The following is a 19,388-nucleotide window of genomic DNA, read 5'->3' as shown; positions in this document are numbered from 1 at the left end:
AGCGGGGATCACCCCGCATGATGCGGGTATGAGCCGCGATGTCGCGCAGGTGTCGCTGACCGCCGCGCTGGAGGGCTGGCGCCCCGGGCCGGTCGAGACGACCAGACGGGTCGATCCCTGGTTCGCCGACGCCTTCGCGGACCTCCTCGACGCCCCGCGACCCGCGCAGCTGCCGCCGCTCTGGCACTGGTTCGTACTCCTGGACCACCCCGCGGGCTCGAACACCGGCGCCGACGGGCACCCGGCCGACGCGCCGTTCCTCCCGCCCATCCCCGGGCGGCGCCGCATGTTCGCCGGCGGCCGCCTCCGCCAGGACGCTCCGATCCCGCTGGGCAGCGAGCTGTCGAGCCGCGCAGGCGTCAGCGACGTCCGGGTGAAGACCGGCCGCACCGGCGAGATGGCGTTCGTGACCGTCCGGAACGAGCTGTTCGTCGACGGCTTGCCGGTCGGGGTCGAGGAGCAGGACGTCGTCTACCGCTCCGAGCCGCCGGGTACCCCGCCGCGCAGACTCCCGCCGCCGGAGACCGGGGGCGCGGATCCCGAGGGGGAGTGGCGGGCGGAGCTCGACACCGACCCGGTGCTGCTGTTCCGGTTCAGCGCCCTGACCTACAACGGGCACCGCATCCACTACGACCAGCCGTACGCCACGCGGGACGAGGGCTATCCGGGGCTCGTGGTGCACGGCCCGCTGCTGGCGCTGCTCGCGCTGGAGCTCCCGCGCCGCCATGCGCCCGACCGTGCGGTCCGGTCCTTCGAGTACCGGCTGGTCCGGCCCGCGTTCGCCCCTGCGCGGATCGTGGGCGCCGGGCGCGTGCGTGGATCGGAGGTCGACGTCGTGGTCGCTGCCCGGGGCGCCGGCCCGTCCCTCACTGCGAAGGTCGGTCTCGAATGACGCCGCCGCTGCAGGGGATCACCGTCGTCAGCCTGGAGCAGGCGGTGGCCGCCCCGTTCGCCACCCGCCAGCTCGCCGACCTCGGAGCGCGGGTCATCAAGATCGAGCGGCCCGACGGCGGCGACTTCGCCCGCGGCTACGACGAGTCCGTCCACGGCAACTCCAGCTACTTCGTGTGGCTCAACCGCTCGAAGGAGTCGCTGACGCTCGACGTGAAGTCCGCGGACGGCCGGGCGGTGCTCGGTGAGCTGCTGGACCGGGCCGACGTGCTGGTGCAGAACCTCGGACCGGGTGCTGCCGGCCGGCTCGGCGTCGACGCGGCGAGCCTCGCTCGGTCGCACCCGCGCGTCATCCCCTGCACGGTGTCGGGGTGGGGCACGGACGGTCCGTGGGCCGGCCGCAAGGCCTACGACCTGCTCGTGCAGGCCGAGACCGGCGTGCTCGCGCTCACCGGCACGTCCGAGCACACCGCACGGGTCGGCATCTCCATCGCCGACATCGCCGCCGGCATGTACGCCTACTCCGGGATCCTCACGGCCCTGCTGCGGCGCGCCACCACCGGCGAGGTCGCCGCCGTGGAGGTGTCGCTGTTCGAGGCACTGGCTGAGTGGATGGGATCCCCGGCCAACTACACCGCCTACGGCGGCCGCCAGCCCGCCCGGACCGGCTCCGACCACGCCACGATCGCGCCGTACGGGCCGGTCGCCACCGCCGACGGCGTCGTCGTCCTCGGGCTGCAGAACGACCGGGAGTGGCGCTCGCTGTGCGCCGTCGTGCTCGAAGACCCGGACCTCGCCGACGACCCGCGGTTCGTCACCAACTCGGCGCGGGTCGAGCACCGCGCCGAGCTGAACGCGCTCGTCGAGGCCAGGCTGGCGCACCTGGACACGGACGCGGCGTCGGCCCTGCTCGACAAGGCGGGGATCGCCAACGCCCGGCTGAACCAGGTGCGAGACTTCCTCGACCACCCGGTGCTCGCGGCGCGCGAGCGCTGGCAGCCCGTCGACGTGCCCGGCGGGACGATCAGCGCGCTCCGCCCGCCGGTCGACATCGCAGGCGTCGACCCGGTGATGGGCCCGGTCCCCGCGCTCGGCGCCCACACCGACGCGATCCTGCGCGAGCTCGGCCGCAGCGACCGGGAGATCGCTTCCCTCCGCGACCGCGGCCTCGTCTGAGAGGAACCCGATGAACACCGAGGAACGGGCGATCGTCGAGGTCGTGCGCGAGTTCGTCGACCACGAGGTCCGGCCCGTGGTCCGCGAGCTGGAGCACGCCAACACCTACCCCGAGAAGCTCGTCGAGCAGATGAAGGAGCTGGGGATCTACGGCCTGGCCGTGCCCGAGCCGTGGGGCGAGGTGGCGGTGTCCATGCCCTGCTACGCGCTGGTCACCGCCGAGCTGGCCAGGGGCTGGATGAGCCTGGCGGGGGCGATGGGCGGGCACACGGTCGTCGCGAAGCTGCTCGTCGCGTACGGCACGGAGGAGCAGCAGGGCCGCTACCTGCCGCGGATGGCCACCGGCGAGATCCGGGCGACGATGGCGCTCACCGAGCCGGGTGGCGGTTCGGACCTCCAGGCGATGACGACGAACGCCCGTCGCGACGGCGACTCCTACGTCGTCAACGGGGCGAAGACCTGGATCAGCAACGCGCGCCGATCGCAGCTGATCGCGCTCCTGTGCAAGACCGACCCGACCACGGAGCCGAAGCACCGGGGCGTGTCGATCCTGCTGGTCGAGCACGGGCCGGGGCTCACCGTCTCGCCGGACCTGCCCAAGCTCGGCTACAAGGGCGTGGAAGCGTGCGAGCTGGTGTTCGACGACATGCGAGTCCCCACCGACGCGCTGCTGGGCGGGGTGGAGGGCCGCGGGTTCGCGCAGATGATGAAGGGCCTGGAGACCGGCCGGATCCAGGTGGCGTCGCGGGCCCTCGGCGTGGCGCAGGCCGCCTTCGACGACGCGCTGCGCTACGCCCAGGAGCGGGAGAGCTTCGGCAAGCCGATCTGGCAGCACCAGTCGATCGGCAACTACCTCGCCGACATGGCCACCAAGATCACCGCGGCCCGGCAGCTGATCCTGCACGCCGCCGAGCGGTTCGAGGCGGGCGAGCGCAGCGACATGGAGGCCGGGATGGCGAAGCTGTTCGCCTCCGAGGTGGCGATGGAGGTGGCGCTGAACGCGGTGCGCATCCACGGCGGCTACGGCTACTCCACCGAGTACGACGTCGAGCGCTACTTCCGCGACGCCCCGCTGATGATCGTGGGCGAGGGCACGAACGAGATCCAGCGCAACGTCATCGCTGCCCAGCTGGTGAAGCGGGGTGGGTTGGGGAGGGCGTAGCGCGTGCCGAAGGTGCCCTGCGTTCCGCGGTGGAGGACGACTGTGTGGCCTGACACGCCGGGTCATGGGGTCAGGTCTCCTGGCTCAAGGCGTGCCTTTCCCGGGGCCTCCTGGCGGCGCCGCGCATTGTGCGGGGCCGCCCCTCACAGCTCAAGGGCGCTGCGCGTCGCTTCGCGATCGCTTCGCGACCCTTGACCTGCGAGCCTCTGCGACCCCTGAGGGCAAGCTTCGCGGGCCGGCCCGAGGGCCTGCCCTCCTTGGTGCGCGGCGCCGCCAGGAGGCCGGTGTCACTGATATCCCTTGGCTCTCCCGCCCCCGGCCGCTGATCAAGGGGAGAAGGTCGCTGGTTGATCTTCGTCGGCGACCATCAGCCCTTGGTCAGCGCCATCCGGGCGGGTTGCCGGCGCCTCGGGTGACGCTGATCGCTGGGAGTGGTGCGAGGGCGACAGATCTGTCGCTTCCGCACCACTTGCGGTGATCACGGTGGGCATGATCGCCTGGAGTGGTTGGAGGACGTCAGATCCGTCGCTCTCCCACCGCTTGCGGCGATCACCGGCCGCCGAGGCAGACCGATACGTGAGACCGGCCTTCGGTGGCGCCGCGCGCCGAAGGGGCTGGCCGTGGGCCTGCCCGCGAAGCGGGCCCTTCAGGGGTCGTAGAGGCTCGCGGGTCAAGGGGCGCGAAGCGCTCGCGAAGCGACGCGGAGCGCCCTTGAGGCGTGAGGGGCGGCCCCACAGGATGCGCGGCGCCACTGAAGGCCTGGTGGAGGTCGACCTGGACGAGCGTGGGCAACCGAAGGCCTGGTGAGGGGCGGTCCGGATGGGCGCGGCGCCATGGAAGGGCCTGGTGAGGGGTGGCCCTGGACGGTGGCGCCGCCCCGTCGCTCGCGGTCCACGCCGCCCCACTCAGATCGTCGTGACGTTGGGTCTCGGACCCGTGCATGAGCCCCTCGTGCGCCACGTCGGCGTGTCACCGCCTGCGGCCGCGGGCACGACGGTCCGGCGTGGTTCGCCGACGCTCCGCGCTCAGGGCCTGTGCGCCGCCTGGTGGACGAGGCGCCGGACGCGGCGGGCCGTGGCGGCCACGCGCCCCGGCCGGACGTGGACGGTGTCCGGGGGGAGGCGTCGCGCGCGCAGGGCGGCCCGGGTGGCCGCGGCGTCGTACGGCTCGGCGAAGAAGCGCACCTCTGCGCGCGCGAGGTCGAGGAGGGCGAACCGGGCCCGCGGGACCGGCTCGCGCTCGCGGGACTGGCCGACCGAGCCCGGGTTGACCAGGTACGGCTCGTCCGCGGTCAGCGGCACGGTGGCCGAGCGCGGGGGTGCGTCGACCGGGAACGCGGTGCCGGTGTCCGCGCCGGTGAGCCACGGGCGGTGGGTGTGACCGAGTACGAGCAGCTGCCCCGCGGGGACCGGGCGCAGCAGCTCGGCGGCCCGTTCCTCCGTGCGGACGTACTCCTCGGGGTCGCCGGGCGACCCGTGGGCCACGGCGACGCCTGCGGCGGTCGCCGTGTACGGCAGATCGGCGAGGTAGGTGCGGACGTCTGGCCGCACGACGTCGCGGGTCCACGCGATCGTGCGGCGGGCGAGCCAACCCGCCCGCGTCACCGGCAGGGCGTCCAGGAGCATCAGCTCGTGGTTGCCCGCGACGCAGGTCGGCCCGAGCTCGGCGATCGTCTCGACGCACTCGTTGGGGTGCGGGCCGTAGCCGACGAGGTCACCGGCGCAGATCCAGGCGTCGACCCCCTCCGCCCGGAGCCGGGCGATCGCCGCCTGCAGCGCGAACAGGTTCGCGTGGACGTCGCTCAGAAGGCCGATCCGCATGTCTCAGTCTGCTGCTGGGGTCGGCGACCGGAAGGCCTTGCCCTTGACCCGGACAGCGGCCATGCCGAGCAGCGGCCCGGGGTCGTCCCACTTCCAGACGCCGGTGACCGGCCGCGTGCGCCACATCCAGGAGAGCCACTGGGTCATGGAGATCCCGTGGGCGCGGGCGGCGACGACGTCCTTGGGGTGCACCCAGTCCATGTGGGTGCGGGTCCTCGTGCTGTCCGGCCGGGGACGGCCGGTGAGGTCCGCGTACATGATCGCGGGGAGGTTGACGCCCGCTTGCGCGCCGGGATGCGCCCAGAGCGTCAGCCGCGCGTTGATCTCGAAAAGGTGCAGGCGGCCGTCGGGGCCGAGCTTGAAATCGATCTTCGCGACGCCACGTAGGTCCAATGCCCGGCAGACCTCCCGGCCGAGCCGCGTGACCTCCGGGTCATCAGTGATCGTCAAAGAGCTGGTGTGGCCGTACTCGACCGGAATGGTCCTGATCTTGCATCCGGTGAACTCGCCCGCGATCTCACCCTTGTCGTCGACGTAGACGTGGTAGCTGACGACCGCGGTCTCGGGTCCCGGAACGATCTCCTGGGCGATGGCCGGCTTGCTGAGGCAGCGGACCCGTGGCCAGAACTCGAGCAGCTCTTCCTTGGTCTCGATCCGGACCGCCTTGGCCGAGCTGCCCGCCGCGGTGACCCACGTGCGGTCGCGGGCCGTCGGCTTCACGATCAGCGGCAGCCCGAGGTCGAGCAGCTCGTCCGGGGGATTCTCCTGGCAGTGGTCCAGTACGACGGTCGGCGGCACCGGCAGCGCGTGCGCCTCGGCCAGCGCGGCGAACCTCGCCTTGTCCTCCATCGCCTCGACCAGTGCGGCGTCCGGTACGACGAAGCGGAACCCCTCGGCGAGCCGCTCGCGGTGCTGGGAGACGAACACCATGGACTGGTCCGAGCAGTACATGAGCACGGGCGGACTGGCCTGCTGCCGGGCGAACCGCACGAGGCGGTCGGCCAGCGCCTCGTCGTGCCGCTCGGCGGGCAGCATCCAGTCCCACGTCAGCACATTGCGCGCGTATCGGGACCAGCGGGCCGGGTCGCCGGTCGGGGTGACGACCCCGACCGGTATGCGCTCCATTGCGAGTGACCGGACGACCTCGATGACGCGTGCGCCCAGAACCAGTGCCATGGGCTTTTCTTCCACCCGTCGCTCCCCCCGCACTCACCACGAAAAGGACAACTCGCAGCAGCCCAGGAAAGGGCCTATCCGGACATTCCGGACCAAGATCCGGCGCTGTCGGAATTCGCTGTGGGGTTTATCCGGCGACGGGGTGGATCCGTTACTCGGCCCGATCGGGGAAGAAGAGCTCCCGAACCACGCGCGGCGCACTGAGTGCCGCAACGGTGTTGACGACCTGGTCGTGGTCCAGCTCGCGGGCCCGGCGGACCGCGTCGGCGAGCCCGGCGGGATCGCGTCCGCAGACGAAACCCGACACGCCATCGCGGACCAGCCCGCCCGTGTCGGCGCCCTCGGTGACCACCGCCGGCAGCCCGGCCGCCAACGCCTCCACCAGCACGCGCGGGAAGCCCTCGTAGCCCGCGTGGGAGGTCATCAGGAAGACCCCGGAGCGGCTGCGCGCCTCTGCGACGTCGGCGGCGGCGAGCTGGCCGCGCATCGTGATCCGCGCAGCGACGTCAGCCGGCTGCCCGGCGATCAGCGCCTCCACGGTGGGGCGCAGCGTGCCCGAACCGATCAGCTCGAGGGTCCACGGCACGTCCGGCTCGGCCTGTGCCAGCGCGGCGAAGGTGCGGACGGCCAGCTCGGGGTCCTTCGGCACCTCCAACCTGCCCACCCAGACCACCGCGGGCGGGGCGGGTTCCGCCGCGCGGGTGGTGATCGCGGGGTCGAACCACGTGGGCGCGGAGACCGTGCGCGGGTTCCAGCGGCGCACCTTCTCGGCGTAGGACGGGTTGAACACGATCACGCGTCGCGCCCGCCGCGCGATCGTCCGGTCCAGCCACTCGTGCAGCCGCCCGGTGAACCGCCAGAACGAGTCGGACGTCGGCCCGAGCAGGCCGCGCTCCTGGGTGTGGATGCAGTACACGAGCGGCCCGCGGAAGAGCACGCGGGTGAAGAGCCCGACGTCCACGCGGTGTGCCTGCACCGAAGCGGCCCGCGGGATGCGCTTCCGGTAGCGCAGGAGCCCGGCGACGAGCCGGGCCGAGTGCGGGACGTACCCCTTGGGGCGGGTGCTGTCGATCCGCGCGACGGGGAGGAACCAGACGTCGCGATCCCCGCGCCGCACGGTCTGCCACCGTCCCAGTGGGTCACCCGACCCCGAGTCGTCGACGCCGACCACCGCCAGCGTGACGCCGGGCGGCGCGTAGTCGAGCACCCCGCGCAGGCAGGTGACGATGCCGCCGATCGTCACGGTGCGGCGCGGGTCGTACTGCTGGACGATCAAGCGGTCGATCGTGCCGGCCTTCGGAATCGTGTCCCCCATCACGGGGGCCACAGTAGGGTGCGCGTCATGTCGCGGGTCAACGACGTCGGCGGGCAGTCCGGCTTCGGGCCGATCTCCGCCGAAGAGGACGAACCGCCGTTCCACGCCGACTGGGAGGCGCGGGTCTACGCGCTGAACGTGGCGATGCTGCGGCAGGGGGTCTACAACCTCGACCAGTTCCGGGACGCGATCGAGCGGATGCCGCCCGCCGAGTACCTCGCGGCGTCCTACTACGAGCGCTGGCTGCACGCCGTCGAGACCCTGACGGCGAACCATGACTGAACCCCGGTTCGCCGTCGGCGACCGCGTGCGCACGAGCACCGTGGACCCGCCCCACCACACCCGGCTGCCGCGCTACGCGCGTGGCCACGTCGGCGAGGTGGTGGACGTGCAGGGCACGTGGCCGCTCGCCGACGACCGGGCGCGGGGCCTCCCCGAGCCGCGGGTGGAGCCGGTGTACACGGTCCGCTTCCCGGCCGAGGATCTGTGGGGGCCACCCGGCGGGCACTGGGTGCACGTGGAGCTGTGGGAGTCCTACCTGGAGGTCGCGACATGAGCGGGCACCACTCGAGCTCGGAGATCGCCGTCCGGGTCCGCCGGCTCGAGGAGCGGCTGATCGGCGCCGGGCTGACCAGCGACGACCAGCTCGACGCCATCATCGGGCGGGTGTCGTCCGGTTCCCCCGCCAACGGCGCGCGGGCCGTGGCCCGCGCGTGGGTCGACCCGGCGTTCCGGGAGCGGCTCCTGGCCGACGGGAACCGGGGGCTCGAGGAGATCGGCCTCTCGATGAGCAGCGGGCCGCAACCGCAGCGCTTCACCGTCGTGGAGAACACCCCCACCAGGCACAACGTGCTCGTCTGCACGCTGTGCTCGTGCTACCCGATCGCGCTGCTGGGCCCCTCGCCGTCCTGGTACAAGAGCGAGGCGTACCGGGCGCGCGTCGTCCGAGAGCCACGGGCCGTGCTGGCGGAGTTCGGGCTGGAGCTGCCCGCCCACACCGAGATCGTCGTGCACGACACGAGCGCCGAGAGCCGGCACATGGTGCTCCCGATGCGCCCCGACGGCACCGACGGGCTGGGCGAGGCGGAGCTCGCCGCGCTCGTCACGAGGGAAGGGCTGATCGGCACCGCGGTGGTGTGATCGGTGCGGCTCCCCTCTGGGTTAAGGCCTTCTGTTTGTCGGTCCACACAACCGGTCGACGGGCAGCGCCGCCCGAGAACGAGTGCGTGAACCTTGCGGATCAGCCGCGAGCAGTACGCGACGGCCTCGCCGGTGACCCTGCTGTACTCCTCGCGCCGATCGGCTTGGACGCGACCTCGGTCCCGCTCCATGATCGCCAGTTCGGCGCGTTTCCGGCTGTTTTTGGTCGGTTTTCGCGCCGAAGCCGTGATCATGGTGGTGGGACCGAAGGCCTGCTCAACGAGCGCCGGGACGCGTTCAGCGGAACGCGGAGCGCCAGTCGCGTACCGGTATCCCCCACACCTTGCGCCGAAGATCACCACGCGTAACGCACGCGTAACCGAGCGGTAGCGGTCGCCGATCTACAGTCTGGCCATTCTCGACAACGTTGATCCCTTCATCGGGACCGCCGCGACCAGCCTTCCGCCCGCGAGCGGTCTCGCCGCCACGTGGTGGTGGCCGAAACCGCAGGTGGGAAACACCCATCCGGGTGCCACCTCGCCTCTCGGCATGGTGTCGGCCTGTGCCTACTCCGGGGCCTATCCCACGGGATACGGGCGCTACAGCAAGAACACGGAGGGCGTGCCCGAGGAGATGTTCGAGACGCTGCAGGCGTCCGGTTTCACGCATTTCCAGCAGTCCGGCACCGGCGCGATCCGCAAGTACTACAACTACATACGGGTCACGCCGATGGTGCAGCCCCTGGACGACCTGGGCGAGGCGTGGGCGCTGCACGACGAGATCGCGGCGCCCGGGTACTACGCCACCACCTTGGACACCGGCATCCACTGCGAGATCACGGTGGGCGAGAAGGTCGCCGTCCACCGCTACACGTTCCCGGAGAGCCGCAGCGCCCGCGTCGTGGTGGACCTGTCCTGCGGCGGGCTCGCCATCGACCTCGGCCGCACGGTCCCGCTGCGGGCCCACGTGGAGAGCACGGGGCACGGCCGCGCGCAGGGCACCGTGGTGCTGGAGGGGGTGCCGCTGTCGGTGCACCTGGAGGTCCAGGGGCCCGGCCTGCGTCAGATGCTCTGGCACGACCGCAGGCTGATCGAGGGCGGCACCCGGCTCGACTTCGACAGCATCCGCCAGACCACCCTGCGCCCGTTCGGGCTGCTGTTCATGGGTCCCGTGCGCGCGGGCGACGTCGTCGAGGTGCGCCTGGGCTTCTCGCTGCGCGGTTGTGAGCAGGCGCGCGAGAACCTGGAACGCGAGTGCAACGGCCCGGAGCCGGTCTTCGACGCGGTCCGGGCCCGCACCGCCGCCCGCTGGGCGGAGCACATCGGCCGCGTCGAGGTCGACGGCGGCACGCCCGCCCGGCGGCAGGTGATGGCGACCGCGCTCTACCACTCGCTGATCAAGCCGTGCTTCGGCGACGACGAGAGCCCGTTCTGGCCGGCGTCGGGGCCGTTCGCGTTCGACATCTGCACGATGTGGGACCTCTACAAGACCCAGATCCCGCTCCTGATGACCATCGCCCCGACCCGCGCCACGGACCTGCTCGAGTCGCTGATCCGGGTCTGCGAGGAGGAGGGCAACTTCCCGATCGGCTACCGGATGGCCCGGGGCGCGGACCGGTTCTTCCGGCAGGCCAGCGCGCTCGCCCACACGGCGCTGGCCGATGCGCACGCGCTCGGGCTCCCCGGGATCGACTGGAGCTGGGCGCTCGTGCACATGGCCGACGACCTGCGGCGCCTCTACGGGGAGGACTTCTTCGAGCACCGCATCGTGCACCCGATCACGCACACGCTCGACCTCGCCTACGGCCACCACTGCACGGCCACGGTGGCCAGGGCGCTCGGCGACAAGCGCCTCGCCGACGACCTGGAGGCGCGCAGCCGCTGGTGGGTCAACGCCTTCGACCCGTCGACGGGCCTGCTGCGGGACTCGGAGTTCTACGAGGGCGGCAAGTGGAACTACTCGTTCCGGCTGGTCCACGACATGCACGCCCGGATCGCGCTGGCCGGTGGCGACGAGGCGTTCGTCGGGATGCTCGACGCCTTCTTCGGGTTCGGCGCCGCGCCGGTGATGCAGCCGGGGCAGCGACCCGATCCCGAGGAGATGGCCGCGGGCTACGCGCTCAACCGGTTCGAGGGGCTCAACAACGAGCCGGACATGGAAGCGCCGTGGGCCTACCACTACGCCGGGCGCCCCGACCGCACCGCCGAGATCGTGCACGCGGCGTTGACCTGGCAGTTCGGCACCGGGGCGGGAGGCCTGCCGGGCAACGACGACTCCGGGGGCCTCAGCTCCTGGTACGTCTGGGCCTCGCTCGGGCTCTTCCCGCTCGCCGGGCAGAGCCTGTTCCTGGTGAACGCGCCCGCGTTCGCCCGGGCCGCCCTGAAGGTGTCGGGCGGTGAGTTCGTGATCGAGACCAGCGGGCATCGCGAGGTGCCGGTCGGCGCGGACGGTGTCGAGGAGACGCCGCCCGTGCAGTACGTCCAGTCGGCGCGGTTGAACGGGCGGCCGCTGCCGGCCACCCATCTCTCCGCGACGGAGGTGCACGCCGGAGGGGTGTTGCAGCTCGAGCTGGGGCCGGAGCCGAGCTCGTGGGGGAGCGCGGCCCGCCCACCGTCCCTGACCGAACGCGCGAGAGGTGGCCGACCATGAACCAACGCCGACTCGTGATCGTCGTACGGGCCGATCCGGTGATCTGCGGTCACTCCGGGGAGGCCCGCAACCTGGCGGAGGTGGCGCTGCACCGCGGCTTCACCGACGTCCGGCTGCTCACGTGGCCGATCGCCACCCTGCAGGCGGCAGGGCTGCCGCTGAAGCCGCTCGAGCGCCTGCAGCCCTACTCGGACGGCATCACCGTGGAACGCCCCGAGCCGGTCGGCGACTACCGGGTGCCGGACGGGCGGCACATCGCCGGGCTCACCGGGCGGCTGGTCGAGCTGCTGGCCGAGCCGATCCCGACCACGTGCCTGTCGATGTACCTGTCGCCGCACGCGAACGTCGTGGTCGACGCGGTGGCCGCCGCCCGCGCGGCCGGTTTCCCCGCCGACGTGCACACGATGGCGAAGGCCGTGGGCTCCGACGTCACCAACGTGATCAAGTCCTGCCTGCGGGAGGGGCGGTTCGGCGCCGCGGCCGTCGTGCTGACCACCTACCTCGCCCACGACGAGGTGCTCGCCGTGTCCGAGTACACGCGCGACCAGATCATCCTCGCCGCGGAGGCGGTCGACGCCCACTGTGCTGATCGATACGGCAGTGGCACCCGCTTCGCCTGGGCCTGCCGGGACCGCGTCACGATCAGCTATCCGCCGATCGACACCTCCGCCTACCTCGAACTCGACCCCGCCGCCGTCGACGCCGCCCTCGCCCGGCGGGGGCTGGAACGCGACGGCTACGTGCTGTTCCTGTCGCGGGTGACCCGGGCGAAGGGCGTCCACGACCTCATCGCCGCATTTGCGGCGTCCCGCGCGCGGGACCGGGTGAAGCTGGTCATCGCGGGCACCGGGCCCGCGCTGCCCGAGGTCCGCGCGCTGGCAGGCGACGACGAGCGGATCGTCTTCCTCACCGACGTCGACGATGACGAGAAGCCGCTGCTCATGCGCGGCTGCGCGACCTACGCCCTGCCCACCAAGCCCGAGCCCGACTTCGTCGAGACGTTCGGCATCGCCCTCACCGAGAAGCTGCTAGCGGGCGGGGGGCCGGTGATCACCACCCTGACCGGCGGCACCGGCGAGGCCGTCGGCGACACGGCCGTGATCGTGGAGGCGGGCGACGTCGAGGCCCTGCGGGGGGCGCTGGACCGCGTCGTGCTGGAGATGTCGGAGCACGAGCGGCGCGGCATGGAGCTGCGCGGCCGCGACCACGCCATGGCCTTCGACCGCTTCCGCGTCTTCGACGACCTCTTTCGGGCCCCGCGGCACGTCACCCTCGTCGACGGGACCGCCGCGCACGCCGGGTGAGAGGGTGGTCGGATGACGACCCTCGTGCCCCTGGACGTACCGGCTGTGCTGGCCGCGCTCTCGCTCGAGGAGAAGGCGTCGCTGTGCTCGGGCGCGGACTTCTGGAACACGAAGGCCGTCGAGCGCGCGGGCGTGCCCGCCGTCATGCTGACCGACGGGCCGCACGGGCTGCGCAAGCAGGCCACGTCGGCCGATCACGTCGGCCTCACCGACTCGGTGCCGGCCACCTGCTTCCCACCGGCCGTCGCGCTGGGCTCCTCGTTCGACGCCGACCTCGTGGAGCGGATCGGCCGGGCGCTGGGCGCGGAGTCGCGCACCGAGCACGTCGCGGTGCTGCTGGGTCCCGGCATCAACATCAAGCGCTCCCCGCTGTGCGGGCGCAACTTCGAGTACCTCTCGGAGGACCCCCTGCTCAGCGGCCTGTTGGGGGCCGCGCTGGTGCGGGGGATCCAGAGCGCAGGCGTCGGTGCCTGCGTGAAGCACTTCGCCGCCAACAACCAGGAGACCGACCGGGCGCGGGTGAGCGCCGAGGTCGACGAGCGCACCCTGCGCGAGATCTACCTCGCCGGCTTCGAGCGGGTGGTCACCGAGGCGATGCCGTGGATGGTGATGTGCTCCTACAACAAGGTCAACGGCACGTACGCCTCGCAACACCCGTGGCTGCTCACCGACGTCCTGCGCACCGAGTGGGGCTTCGACGGCGTCGTCGTCTCCGACTGGGGCGCTGTGAACGACCGCGTCGCCGCCCTCCGCGCCGGGTTGGACCTGCAGATGCCGGCGACCGGCGGCCACGTCACCGACGCGGAGATCGTCGCCGCGGTGCGTGCCGGGGACCTGGACGAGGCGGTGCTCGACCGCGCCGTCGAACGCATCCTCACCCTGCTCGCGCGCTCACTCCCCGCGGTCCGCGAGGGCGGCGCCTTCGACGTCGCCGCCCACCACGCGCTGGCCCGCGAGGCGGCGGCGGACTGCGCGGTGCTGCTGAAGAACGACCCCGTGGACGGCGTCCCGCTGCTGCCGCTCGACCCCGCCGCCACGGTCGCTGTGATCGGCGAGTTCGCCCGCACACCCCGCTACCAGGGAGCGGGCAGCTCCCAGGTCAACCCGACCCGCCTCGACGACGCGTGGACCGCGATCCGGGAGCTCGCGGGGGACCGGGCGGTCTTCGCGCCGGGCTTCGGTCTGGAGGACTCCGCGAACGACGAGGCGTTGCGCGCCGAAGCCGTCGAGGCCGCCCGCGGCGCCGACGTCGCCGTGCTCTTCCTCGGCCTGCCCGCGAGCCACGAGTCGGAGGGCTTCGACCGGCGGCACATCCTGCTGCCGGCGGCCCAGACCGCGCTGCTGGCCGCGGTGGCGGAGGTCAACCCCCGGGTGGTCGTGGTGCTCGCCAACGGCTCGACGGTGCAGGTGTCGGACTGGGCGCACCACGCCGCCGCGATCCTGGAGGGGTGGCTCCTCGGGCAGGCGGGCGGTGGGGCGATCGCCGACTTGCTCGCCGGGCGCACGAACCCGTCGGGCCGGCTGGCCGAGACCGTCCCGCTGCGCCTGCAGGACAACCCGTCGTACCTCAACTTCCCCGGCGAGCTCGGGGTGGTGCGCTACGGCGAGGGCGTCTTCGTCGGCTACCGGGGCTTCGACGCGCGCGAGCAGGACGTGTCCTACCCCTTCGGCCACGGGCTGTCCTACACGACGTTCGGATACAGCGACCTCGACGTCACCCTCGACGAGGAGGGCGGCACCGTCTCGGTGACCGTCGCCAACACCGGGTCGCGCGCGGGCAAGGAGGTCGTGCAGGTCTACGTCGCCCCGCCCGCCTCGGCCGTCGCCCGCCCGGTCCGCGAGCTGAGGGCGTTCGCGAAGGTCGCGCTGGAGCCGGGGGAGTCCCGGCGGGTGGCCCTGACGCTGACGCGCCGCGACCTGTCCTACTTCGACCCCCGGCAGCGGCGGTGGGTGGTCGAGGCAGGGGAGTACGCCGTCGCGGTGGGCGCCTCCTCCCGGGATCTGCGCCTGACCACGACCGTCACCGTCACCTCGCCGGAGCCCGTGGCGCCGCTCGCCGAGGACGCCAGCCTGGAGGAGTGGCTGGCCCACCCCGTGGGGTCGCGCCTGCTGGCGGAGCGCCTCGCCGATGCCGTTCCGAACCTGCTCACCGACCCGGAGATGCGCCAGGTGGTCGGCAACTTCCCCCTCGCCCGGCTGGCGACGTTCCCCGGCGCTCCGATGACTCCGGCCGAGGTGGAAGACCTGCGCATCGCCACGCGCTGAGCCGGGTCACAGCGAGCGGGCGGCGCGTCGCTTGCGGGGGGCCGCGGAGCGGGGCGGCAGGGCCCGCATGTGGTCGCGGACCCTGGTCATGATGCCGCCGAGGTGCTGCAGGTCCTCCTCCGACAGGGGGTCGAGCAGCATGCTGCGCACGACCTCGACGTGGCCGGACAGCACCCGGCCGAACAGGGCCAGGCCGTCCTCGGTGATGGCGACCAGGGTGGCGCGCTCGTCGTCAGGGCTCGGGGCGCGGGTGACGAGGCCGGCCTTCTCCAGGAGGCCTGCCTGGTAGGTCAGGCCGCTGCGGCTGTAGACGACCCCATCCGCCAGCTGCGTCATCGTCAGCGGGCCGCCCGCGTCGGCCAGCCGGGCCAGTAGCTGGAACTGCACGTAGCTGAGGCCGCCGTCGGCGCGCAGGTGCTGCTCGACCTGGTGTTGCAGCAGGCTGGCGGCCTCCGTGAACGCGAAGTAGGCCCCCAGCTGCTGGGGATCGAGACCCTCGGGGCCGGTCATCCCTACATCATTCCCCACGGTCGGCCCGCGAGGGCGCCTCCCTGTGACGAGAGCGCGGACGCGGTCACCGAGCCGTGCAACCACCGTCGACGTTCAGCACGGCACCCGTGGCGTAGGCGGCGCAGGCGAGCCACAGCACGGCGTCGGCGATCTCCTCCGGCTCGGCGATCCGGCCCAGCGGGACGTCGGGCGCCTCGAGCCCGCGTTCGTCGGTGATCAGGCCGGTGCGGGTGACGCCCGGCGCCACGGCGTTCACGCGCACGCCGTAGGGGGCCAGCTCCAGCGCTGCCGCCCGGGTGAGCCCGTGGACGCCCTGCCTCGCCGCGGCCTCGGCCGCGGTGCCGGCCACCCCGGCCGTCACGAGCATCGACGACGTGTTGACGATGTGGCCGCCACCGCCCTGGCCGATCATCTGGCGGGCCTCGAACTTGAGGCATCGCCAGACGCCGAGCAGGTCGACGGACAGGACCGCGGCGAAGTCCTCCTCCGAGTACTCCCACAGCGGCACGAAGGGGCCGGGCACGCCGGCGTTGTTGTGCGCGATGTCGAGCCGTCCGAACGCGGCCACGGTGTTCGCGACCGCGTTCTCCACCTGGTCCGCGTCCCGGACGTCGCCGACCATGGGCCGGATCCGCCCGTCCGACTCCTCCGCGAGGGTCGCGAGGCCGCGGGCGTCGACGTCGACCGCCGCCACCCGCGCGCCGGCCCGGGCGAACGCGAGCGCGCCGGCCCGCCCGATGCCGGACGCGGCCCCGGTGACGAGCACGGCCGCGCCGGACAGGTCTCGTGCCATGTGAGCGCACTCAGCGAACCCCGGTCGGGCGTTACCCGCGTGCGCTCACCGCCGTCGCTCAGCCGCCGGGTGTCGGCTGCCACTCATCGCGCACGTCGAGGTTGTAGAACTTCGGCGGCGCGTCGCAGAGCTTCGCGAGACGTGCCGAGTACTCACCGACCTCCGGCCGGTTCGAGTTCTCCATCGCGACGTCGTACGAGTCGAACTCGACGATGTTCAGGTAGTGGCCGGGCCGGTCCCGGTCGGCGGTGGTGGTGCCCCTCATCGGGGCGGAACCGCTGTCGCCGAGCCGGCCGCGCATCTCCTCGAACAGCTGTTGCATCTCGTCGAACCGGGACGTCTGGAACTCGATGATCTGGATGAAGCCGGCCATGACGTCACCCCTTCTCCGCGGCCCAGACCGAAGCGCCCTGCCAGTCGATCGCGACGACCGCTTCGTCACCCACGACCCAGGCGTCGTGCCCAGGGGGCAGCGAGGTGACCTCGCCCGGCCCGGCATCCAGCTCGGTGCCGTCCGACATCTCGACGTGGATGTGCCCGCTCACCATGTACTGCTGGTGCGGGGCCATGCACAGGTCGGTGCCGGCCACCGGTTTCACGTCGTTCGACCACTTCCAGCCGGGCTGGAGGGCGATCCGGCCGACCTGCGCGCCACCGGCGAGGTTCACCAGTTCCATCCGCCAGTTCGTGCCCTCGCGGACCTCGTCCGGCTTCTCGAACGACACGTGCTCCAAAGGTTGCGTACCCGTCATGGCGGGCCTCCCGGATCTGCGGTGGTCGTCGGAGGGCGTGCGAACCTACGCTCGGGCGAAAGCGGGGGCCAGCAACCGAACGAGTGGATTACCGCAGGTCAAGCGTCGGTCACCGGCGGCGATTCATCTGGAGGTGGCGGCCGGGACCGGGATCCATGCCGGGTGCTTCGCCGTCCGGTCGTCGCCCGACGAGCGGCGACGCAGCCGACGGGTCATCCACGGCAGCACGTGCTCCCGGTAGTACCGCGCTTCTGCGAGGATCCGTGCTTCTGCGAGCAGGTGGCGCGCAGCGGGTGAACCGGCGCCCGCCGCCTGGGCCACCGGGCCCTCGCCCAAGGTCGCGAGCACGAGCTCGGCCACCCGCTGGTGGCCCGTGCCGTTCAGGTGCAGCCGGTCCGCCGACCAGTACTCGGGGCGGCGGATCTCGGTGTCGTGGAAGACGTCGACGAACTCCAGCCCGTGCCTGGCGGCCAGCGCCGCCACCCCCGCGGTCAGCTGGGCAGCCCGGCGGTGGACGGTGCGCCCGAAGGGGAGCCGGTCCGACGGGTCGGCGCCGCTGATCAGCACGAGCCGCACGCCTGCGTCGGCGCAGCGCCGGACCGCCCGTTCGGTCAGCGCGACCAGTTTGGACAGGTCGACGCCCGGGCGCAGCATGTCGTTGCCGCCGCCGTTGAGCGTGATCAGCGTGGGGGCCGGGTCGAGGGACAGCGCCGCCTCGAGCTGGTCGGTCACGATAGGGGCCAGCAGGCGCCCGCGAACGGCGAGGTTGGCGTACTGCACGTCGCCGTCGCGGGTGGCCGCGAGACCCGCCGCCACGCGGTCGGCCCACCCCCGGACCGCCCCGTCCGGGAGCTCGTCACCGACGCCCTCCGTGAAACTGTCGCCGATCGCCGCGTACCGCACTGCACCTCTCCTCGGATGACAACGCTCCCACCAGTTGACCACGATGCACGGATGGACCTCGAGTTCGGGCTCTTCGACTGGGTGGACGCGGCGCCGGGCGTTTCGGTGGCCGACGTGTACGACGCCCGGCTGCGCGTGCTCGCCGAGGCGGACCAGGGTGGCTTCGCCACGTATCACCTGGCCGAACACCACGGCACCCCGTTGGGACTGGCGCCCTCGCCCGCGGTGTTCATCGCGGCGGCCGCTCGGGTCACCCAGCACATCCGGCTGGCGCCGACCACGTTCGTCGTGCCGCTGTACGAGCCGCTTCGGCTGGCCGAGGAGATCGCGATGCTCGACCAGCTCAGCCACGGCCGGCTCGATGTCGGGGTGGGGAGGGGCTCGTCGCCCCACGAGATCGCGATGTACGGGCTGGATCCCGCCGACGCGGCCGGCCGGTTCCAGGAGTCCTTCCCCGCCGTCCTCGAGGCCCTCGAGACGGGTCGGTTCGGCCAGGTGGAGCTGTCCGTCCCGGTGCGTCAGCGGCCGCACCCGCCGCTCTGGTACCCGACGTCGAACCCGGCCTCGATCCCGCGGCTGGGTGACGAGGGCTACAACGTGCTGTTCGGGTTCGGCTTCACGTCCCCGCCGCTCGACGTCGTACGCGAGCAGAGTCGGACGTTCTTCGCGCGGTTCGAGGCGTCCGAGGCGCGCGGCGAGGCCCGCTGCAGCCTGCCCGGCCGGCCGCCCCGCTTCGGGGTGATGCGGCACGTGTTCGTGGCGCCCACCGACCGCGAAGCGCTCGAACTGGCACGCCCGGCGTTCGCCGACCACTTCGCGAGCTTCGCCCACCTGTGGCGCGAGCACGGCAGCGACCGCTTCACCACGCCGCCGGCCCTCGACGAGCTGGTCGAGGACGGCAAGGTGTTCATCGGGTCGCCGAAGAGCGTCGCCGCGCAGGTCGCCGAGGCGGTGGGCGTCGGCGAGCTGAACTACTTCGCAGGCGCCTTCGCCTGGGGATCACTCGACATCGACGCGGTGCTGCGATCGCTGGGGCTGTTCCGGGACGAGGTCGTGCCGGACGTTCGCGGCGCCGCTACGACGCCGGCGCGACCCGGGACCAGAGGTCGTTGAACGAGATGCTGTCGTAGAAGGCGGTGCCGTCGACCACCTTCCCGTCGCGCAGCTTCATGACCCAGGCGTAGCTGTTGTCGTACGGCCTGCCGTCGTTGGCGATGCCGTGGCCGTCCCAGAGCACCACGACGGTGTCGCCGTCGGCGTGGATCGACCTGATCGTGATCGGGCGGAACCGCTCGCCTGCGCTGAATCGGGCGCCGAACGGTGTCAGCACCTCGTCGACGAACTCTTGCCTGGAGCCGTACTCCTTCGAGGCGACCGAGTGGCCCTCGATCCGCCAGACCATCTCGGGAGCGAAGACGTCGGTGATCGGGCTGGAGCCCTCCTGCCAGGCCTCGAAGGCGCGGCGGATGGTCTCGCGGTTCGACTCCGTGTGCTCGTTCGTCGTATCCACACCGGACAGCGTGCCCTGTGCC

General features: G+C 72.4%; 19 protein-coding genes. 10 read left to right on the top strand and 9 right to left on the bottom strand.

Going from position 1 to position 19,388, the window contains the following annotated elements; all coding sequences use genetic code 11:
* Nucleotides 1-28: 28 nt before the first annotated feature.
* The 3 genes from FB388_RS18110 to FB388_RS18100 are packed head-to-tail and all read left to right on the top strand — an operon-like array spanning nt 29 to nt 3,229.
* Complete coding sequence (locus FB388_RS18110) at nt 29-892, top strand: HTD2 family dehydratase (protein WP_142103378.1); 864 nt, start codon at nt 29-31, stop codon at nt 890-892.
* Complete coding sequence (locus FB388_RS18105) at nt 889-2,067, top strand: CaiB/BaiF CoA transferase family protein (RefSeq protein WP_142103377.1); 1,179 nt, start codon at nt 889-891, stop codon at nt 2,065-2,067. Before FB388_RS18110 ends, FB388_RS18105 begins: the two co-directional genes overlap by 4 nt.
* 10 nt (nt 2,068-2,077) lie before the next feature.
* Entirely contained in the window at nt 2,078-3,229 is a 1,152-nt protein-coding gene (locus FB388_RS18100) for an acyl-CoA dehydrogenase family protein (RefSeq protein ID WP_142103376.1), read from the top strand.
* Between the two features lie 1,025 nt (nt 3,230-4,254).
* On the opposite strand, the gene FB388_RS18095 is transcribed toward FB388_RS18100, so the two are convergent.
* The 3 genes from FB388_RS18095 to FB388_RS18085 form a co-directional block, all read right to left on the bottom strand.
* The gene (locus FB388_RS18095; RefSeq protein ID WP_142103375.1) at nt 4,255-5,049 is read right to left on the bottom strand and encodes a metallophosphoesterase family protein; all 795 of its coding nucleotides are present in this window, start codon (nt 5,047-5,049) and stop codon (nt 4,255-4,257) included.
* A gap of 3 nt (nt 5,050-5,052) precedes the next feature.
* Nucleotides 5,053-6,225: a carboxylate--amine ligase gene (locus FB388_RS18090; RefSeq protein ID WP_142103374.1), complete on the bottom strand. Its 1,173-nt coding sequence runs from the start codon at nt 6,223-6,225 to the stop codon at nt 5,053-5,055.
* A 151-nt stretch (nt 6,226-6,376) separates the two neighbouring features.
* On the bottom strand, nt 6,377-7,540 hold the full coding sequence (locus FB388_RS18085; protein ID WP_142103373.1) for a glycosyltransferase family 4 protein: 1,164 nt from the start codon (nt 7,538-7,540) through the stop codon (nt 6,377-6,379).
* 27 nt (nt 7,541-7,567) lie between these two features.
* Here FB388_RS18085 and FB388_RS40885 point away from each other — a divergent pair, with 27 nt between their 5' ends.
* The 6 genes from FB388_RS40885 (at nt 7,568) to FB388_RS18055 (ending at nt 14,898) form a co-directional block, all read left to right on the top strand.
* A complete protein-coding gene (locus FB388_RS40885; protein WP_142103372.1) occupies nt 7,568-7,822 on the top strand; it encodes an SH3-like domain-containing protein in 255 nt (84 codons plus the stop codon).
* Entirely contained in the window at nt 7,815-8,096 is a 282-nt protein-coding gene (locus FB388_RS40880) for an SH3-like domain-containing protein (RefSeq protein WP_142103371.1), read from the top strand. Before FB388_RS40885 ends, FB388_RS40880 begins: the two co-directional genes overlap by 8 nt.
* Nucleotides 8,093-8,680 (top strand): nitrile hydratase subunit alpha, encoded by a 588-nt coding sequence (locus tag FB388_RS18070; protein WP_142103370.1) that lies wholly within the window; start codon nt 8,093-8,095, stop codon nt 8,678-8,680. Before FB388_RS40880 ends, FB388_RS18070 begins: the two co-directional genes overlap by 4 nt.
* A 399-nt stretch (nt 8,681-9,079) precedes the next feature.
* Complete coding sequence (locus FB388_RS18065; RefSeq protein WP_342787945.1) at nt 9,080-11,329, top strand: glycoside hydrolase domain-containing protein; 2,250 nt, start codon at nt 9,080-9,082, stop codon at nt 11,327-11,329.
* Nucleotides 11,326-12,633 (top strand): glycosyltransferase, encoded by a 1,308-nt coding sequence (locus tag FB388_RS18060; protein ID WP_142103368.1) that lies wholly within the window; start codon nt 11,326-11,328, stop codon nt 12,631-12,633. Before FB388_RS18065 ends, FB388_RS18060 begins: the two co-directional genes overlap by 4 nt.
* A 12-nt stretch (nt 12,634-12,645) precedes the next feature.
* Nucleotides 12,646-14,898: a glycoside hydrolase family 3 C-terminal domain-containing protein gene (locus FB388_RS18055; protein WP_142103367.1), complete on the top strand. Its 2,253-nt coding sequence runs from the start codon at nt 12,646-12,648 to the stop codon at nt 14,896-14,898.
* 6 nt (nt 14,899-14,904) lie between these two features.
* On the opposite strand, the gene FB388_RS18050 is transcribed toward FB388_RS18055, so the two are convergent.
* From FB388_RS18050 to FB388_RS18030, 5 genes are all read right to left on the bottom strand, one after another.
* Entirely contained in the window at nt 14,905-15,408 is a 504-nt protein-coding gene (locus tag FB388_RS18050; protein ID WP_142103366.1) for a MarR family winged helix-turn-helix transcriptional regulator, read from the bottom strand.
* A gap of 64 nt (nt 15,409-15,472) precedes the next feature.
* Nucleotides 15,473-16,201, bottom strand: coding sequence for an SDR family NAD(P)-dependent oxidoreductase (locus tag FB388_RS18045; RefSeq protein ID WP_142103365.1), 729 nt, complete (start codon nt 16,199-16,201; stop codon nt 15,473-15,475).
* A gap of 58 nt (nt 16,202-16,259) precedes the next feature.
* Nucleotides 16,260-16,574, bottom strand: coding sequence for a hypothetical protein (locus FB388_RS18040; protein WP_142103364.1), 315 nt, complete (start codon nt 16,572-16,574; stop codon nt 16,260-16,262).
* Nucleotides 16,575-16,578: 4 nt separating this feature from the next.
* Nucleotides 16,579-16,953 carry a cupin domain-containing protein gene (locus FB388_RS18035; protein WP_142103363.1) on the bottom strand — a complete coding sequence of 125 codons (375 nt, stop codon included), beginning with the start codon at nt 16,951-16,953 and terminating at the stop codon, nt 16,579-16,581.
* Between the two features lie 123 nt (nt 16,954-17,076).
* On the bottom strand, nt 17,077-17,856 hold the full coding sequence (locus tag FB388_RS18030; protein ID WP_142103362.1) for an SGNH/GDSL hydrolase family protein: 780 nt from the start codon (nt 17,854-17,856) through the stop codon (nt 17,077-17,079).
* A 51-nt stretch (nt 17,857-17,907) separates the two neighbouring features.
* On the opposite strand from FB388_RS18030, the gene FB388_RS18025 reads away from it, so the two are divergent.
* A complete protein-coding gene (locus FB388_RS18025) occupies nt 17,908-18,969 on the top strand; it encodes an LLM class flavin-dependent oxidoreductase (protein WP_170225716.1) in 1,062 nt (353 codons plus the stop codon).
* On the opposite strand, the gene FB388_RS18020 is transcribed toward FB388_RS18025, so the two are convergent.
* Nucleotides 18,932-19,366: a nuclear transport factor 2 family protein gene (locus FB388_RS18020; RefSeq protein WP_170225715.1), complete on the bottom strand. Its 435-nt coding sequence runs from the start codon at nt 19,364-19,366 to the stop codon at nt 18,932-18,934. The two genes, FB388_RS18025 and FB388_RS18020, sit on opposite strands and share 38 nt — an antisense overlap.
* Between the last annotated feature and the right edge of the window lie 22 nt (nt 19,367-19,388).

Origin of the sequence: Pseudonocardia cypriaca (assembly GCF_006717045.1) — a bacterium.
In the GTDB taxonomy this organism is placed as follows: Bacteria; Actinomycetota; Actinomycetes; order Mycobacteriales; family Pseudonocardiaceae; genus Pseudonocardia; species Pseudonocardia cypriaca.
The sequence above is the reverse complement of the archived record's forward strand: the minus strand, read 5'-3'. Positions and strand labels throughout refer to the sequence as shown.

Excerpts from the sequence above, each read along its gene's own strand:
- FB388_RS18110 (WP_142103378.1), top strand. The coding sequence starts at position 29 with ATGAGCCGCGATGTCGCGCAGGTGTCGCTGACCGCCGCGCTGGAGGGC.
- FB388_RS18105 (WP_142103377.1), top strand. The coding sequence starts at position 889 with ATGACGCCGCCGCTGCAGGGGATCACCGTCGTCAGCCTGGAGCAGGCG.
- FB388_RS18100 (WP_142103376.1), top strand. The coding sequence starts at position 2,078 with ATGAACACCGAGGAACGGGCGATCGTCGAGGTCGTGCGCGAGTTCGTC.
- FB388_RS18095 (WP_142103375.1), bottom strand. The coding sequence starts at position 5,049 with ATGCGGATCGGCCTTCTGAGCGACGTCCACGCGAACCTGTTCGCGCTG.
- FB388_RS18090 (WP_142103374.1), bottom strand. The coding sequence starts at position 6,225 with ATGGCACTGGTTCTGGGCGCACGCGTCATCGAGGTCGTCCGGTCACTC.
- FB388_RS18085 (WP_142103373.1), bottom strand. The coding sequence starts at position 7,540 with ATGGGGGACACGATTCCGAAGGCCGGCACGATCGACCGCTTGATCGTC.
- FB388_RS40885 (WP_142103372.1), top strand. The coding sequence starts at position 7,568 with ATGTCGCGGGTCAACGACGTCGGCGGGCAGTCCGGCTTCGGGCCGATC.
- FB388_RS40880 (WP_142103371.1), top strand. The coding sequence starts at position 7,815 with ATGACTGAACCCCGGTTCGCCGTCGGCGACCGCGTGCGCACGAGCACC.
- FB388_RS18070 (WP_142103370.1), top strand. The coding sequence starts at position 8,093 with ATGAGCGGGCACCACTCGAGCTCGGAGATCGCCGTCCGGGTCCGCCGG.
- FB388_RS18060 (WP_142103368.1), top strand. The coding sequence starts at position 11,326 with ATGAACCAACGCCGACTCGTGATCGTCGTACGGGCCGATCCGGTGATC.
- FB388_RS18055 (WP_142103367.1), top strand. The coding sequence starts at position 12,646 with ATGACGACCCTCGTGCCCCTGGACGTACCGGCTGTGCTGGCCGCGCTC.
- FB388_RS18050 (WP_142103366.1), bottom strand. The coding sequence starts at position 15,408 with ATGACCGGCCCCGAGGGTCTCGATCCCCAGCAGCTGGGGGCCTACTTC.
- FB388_RS18045 (WP_142103365.1), bottom strand. The coding sequence starts at position 16,201 with ATGGCACGAGACCTGTCCGGCGCGGCCGTGCTCGTCACCGGGGCCGCG.
- FB388_RS18040 (WP_142103364.1), bottom strand. The coding sequence starts at position 16,574 with ATGGCCGGCTTCATCCAGATCATCGAGTTCCAGACGTCCCGGTTCGAC.
- FB388_RS18035 (WP_142103363.1), bottom strand. The coding sequence starts at position 16,953 with ATGACGGGTACGCAACCTTTGGAGCACGTGTCGTTCGAGAAGCCGGAC.
- FB388_RS18025 (WP_170225716.1), top strand. The coding sequence starts at position 17,908 with ATGGACCTCGAGTTCGGGCTCTTCGACTGGGTGGACGCGGCGCCGGGC.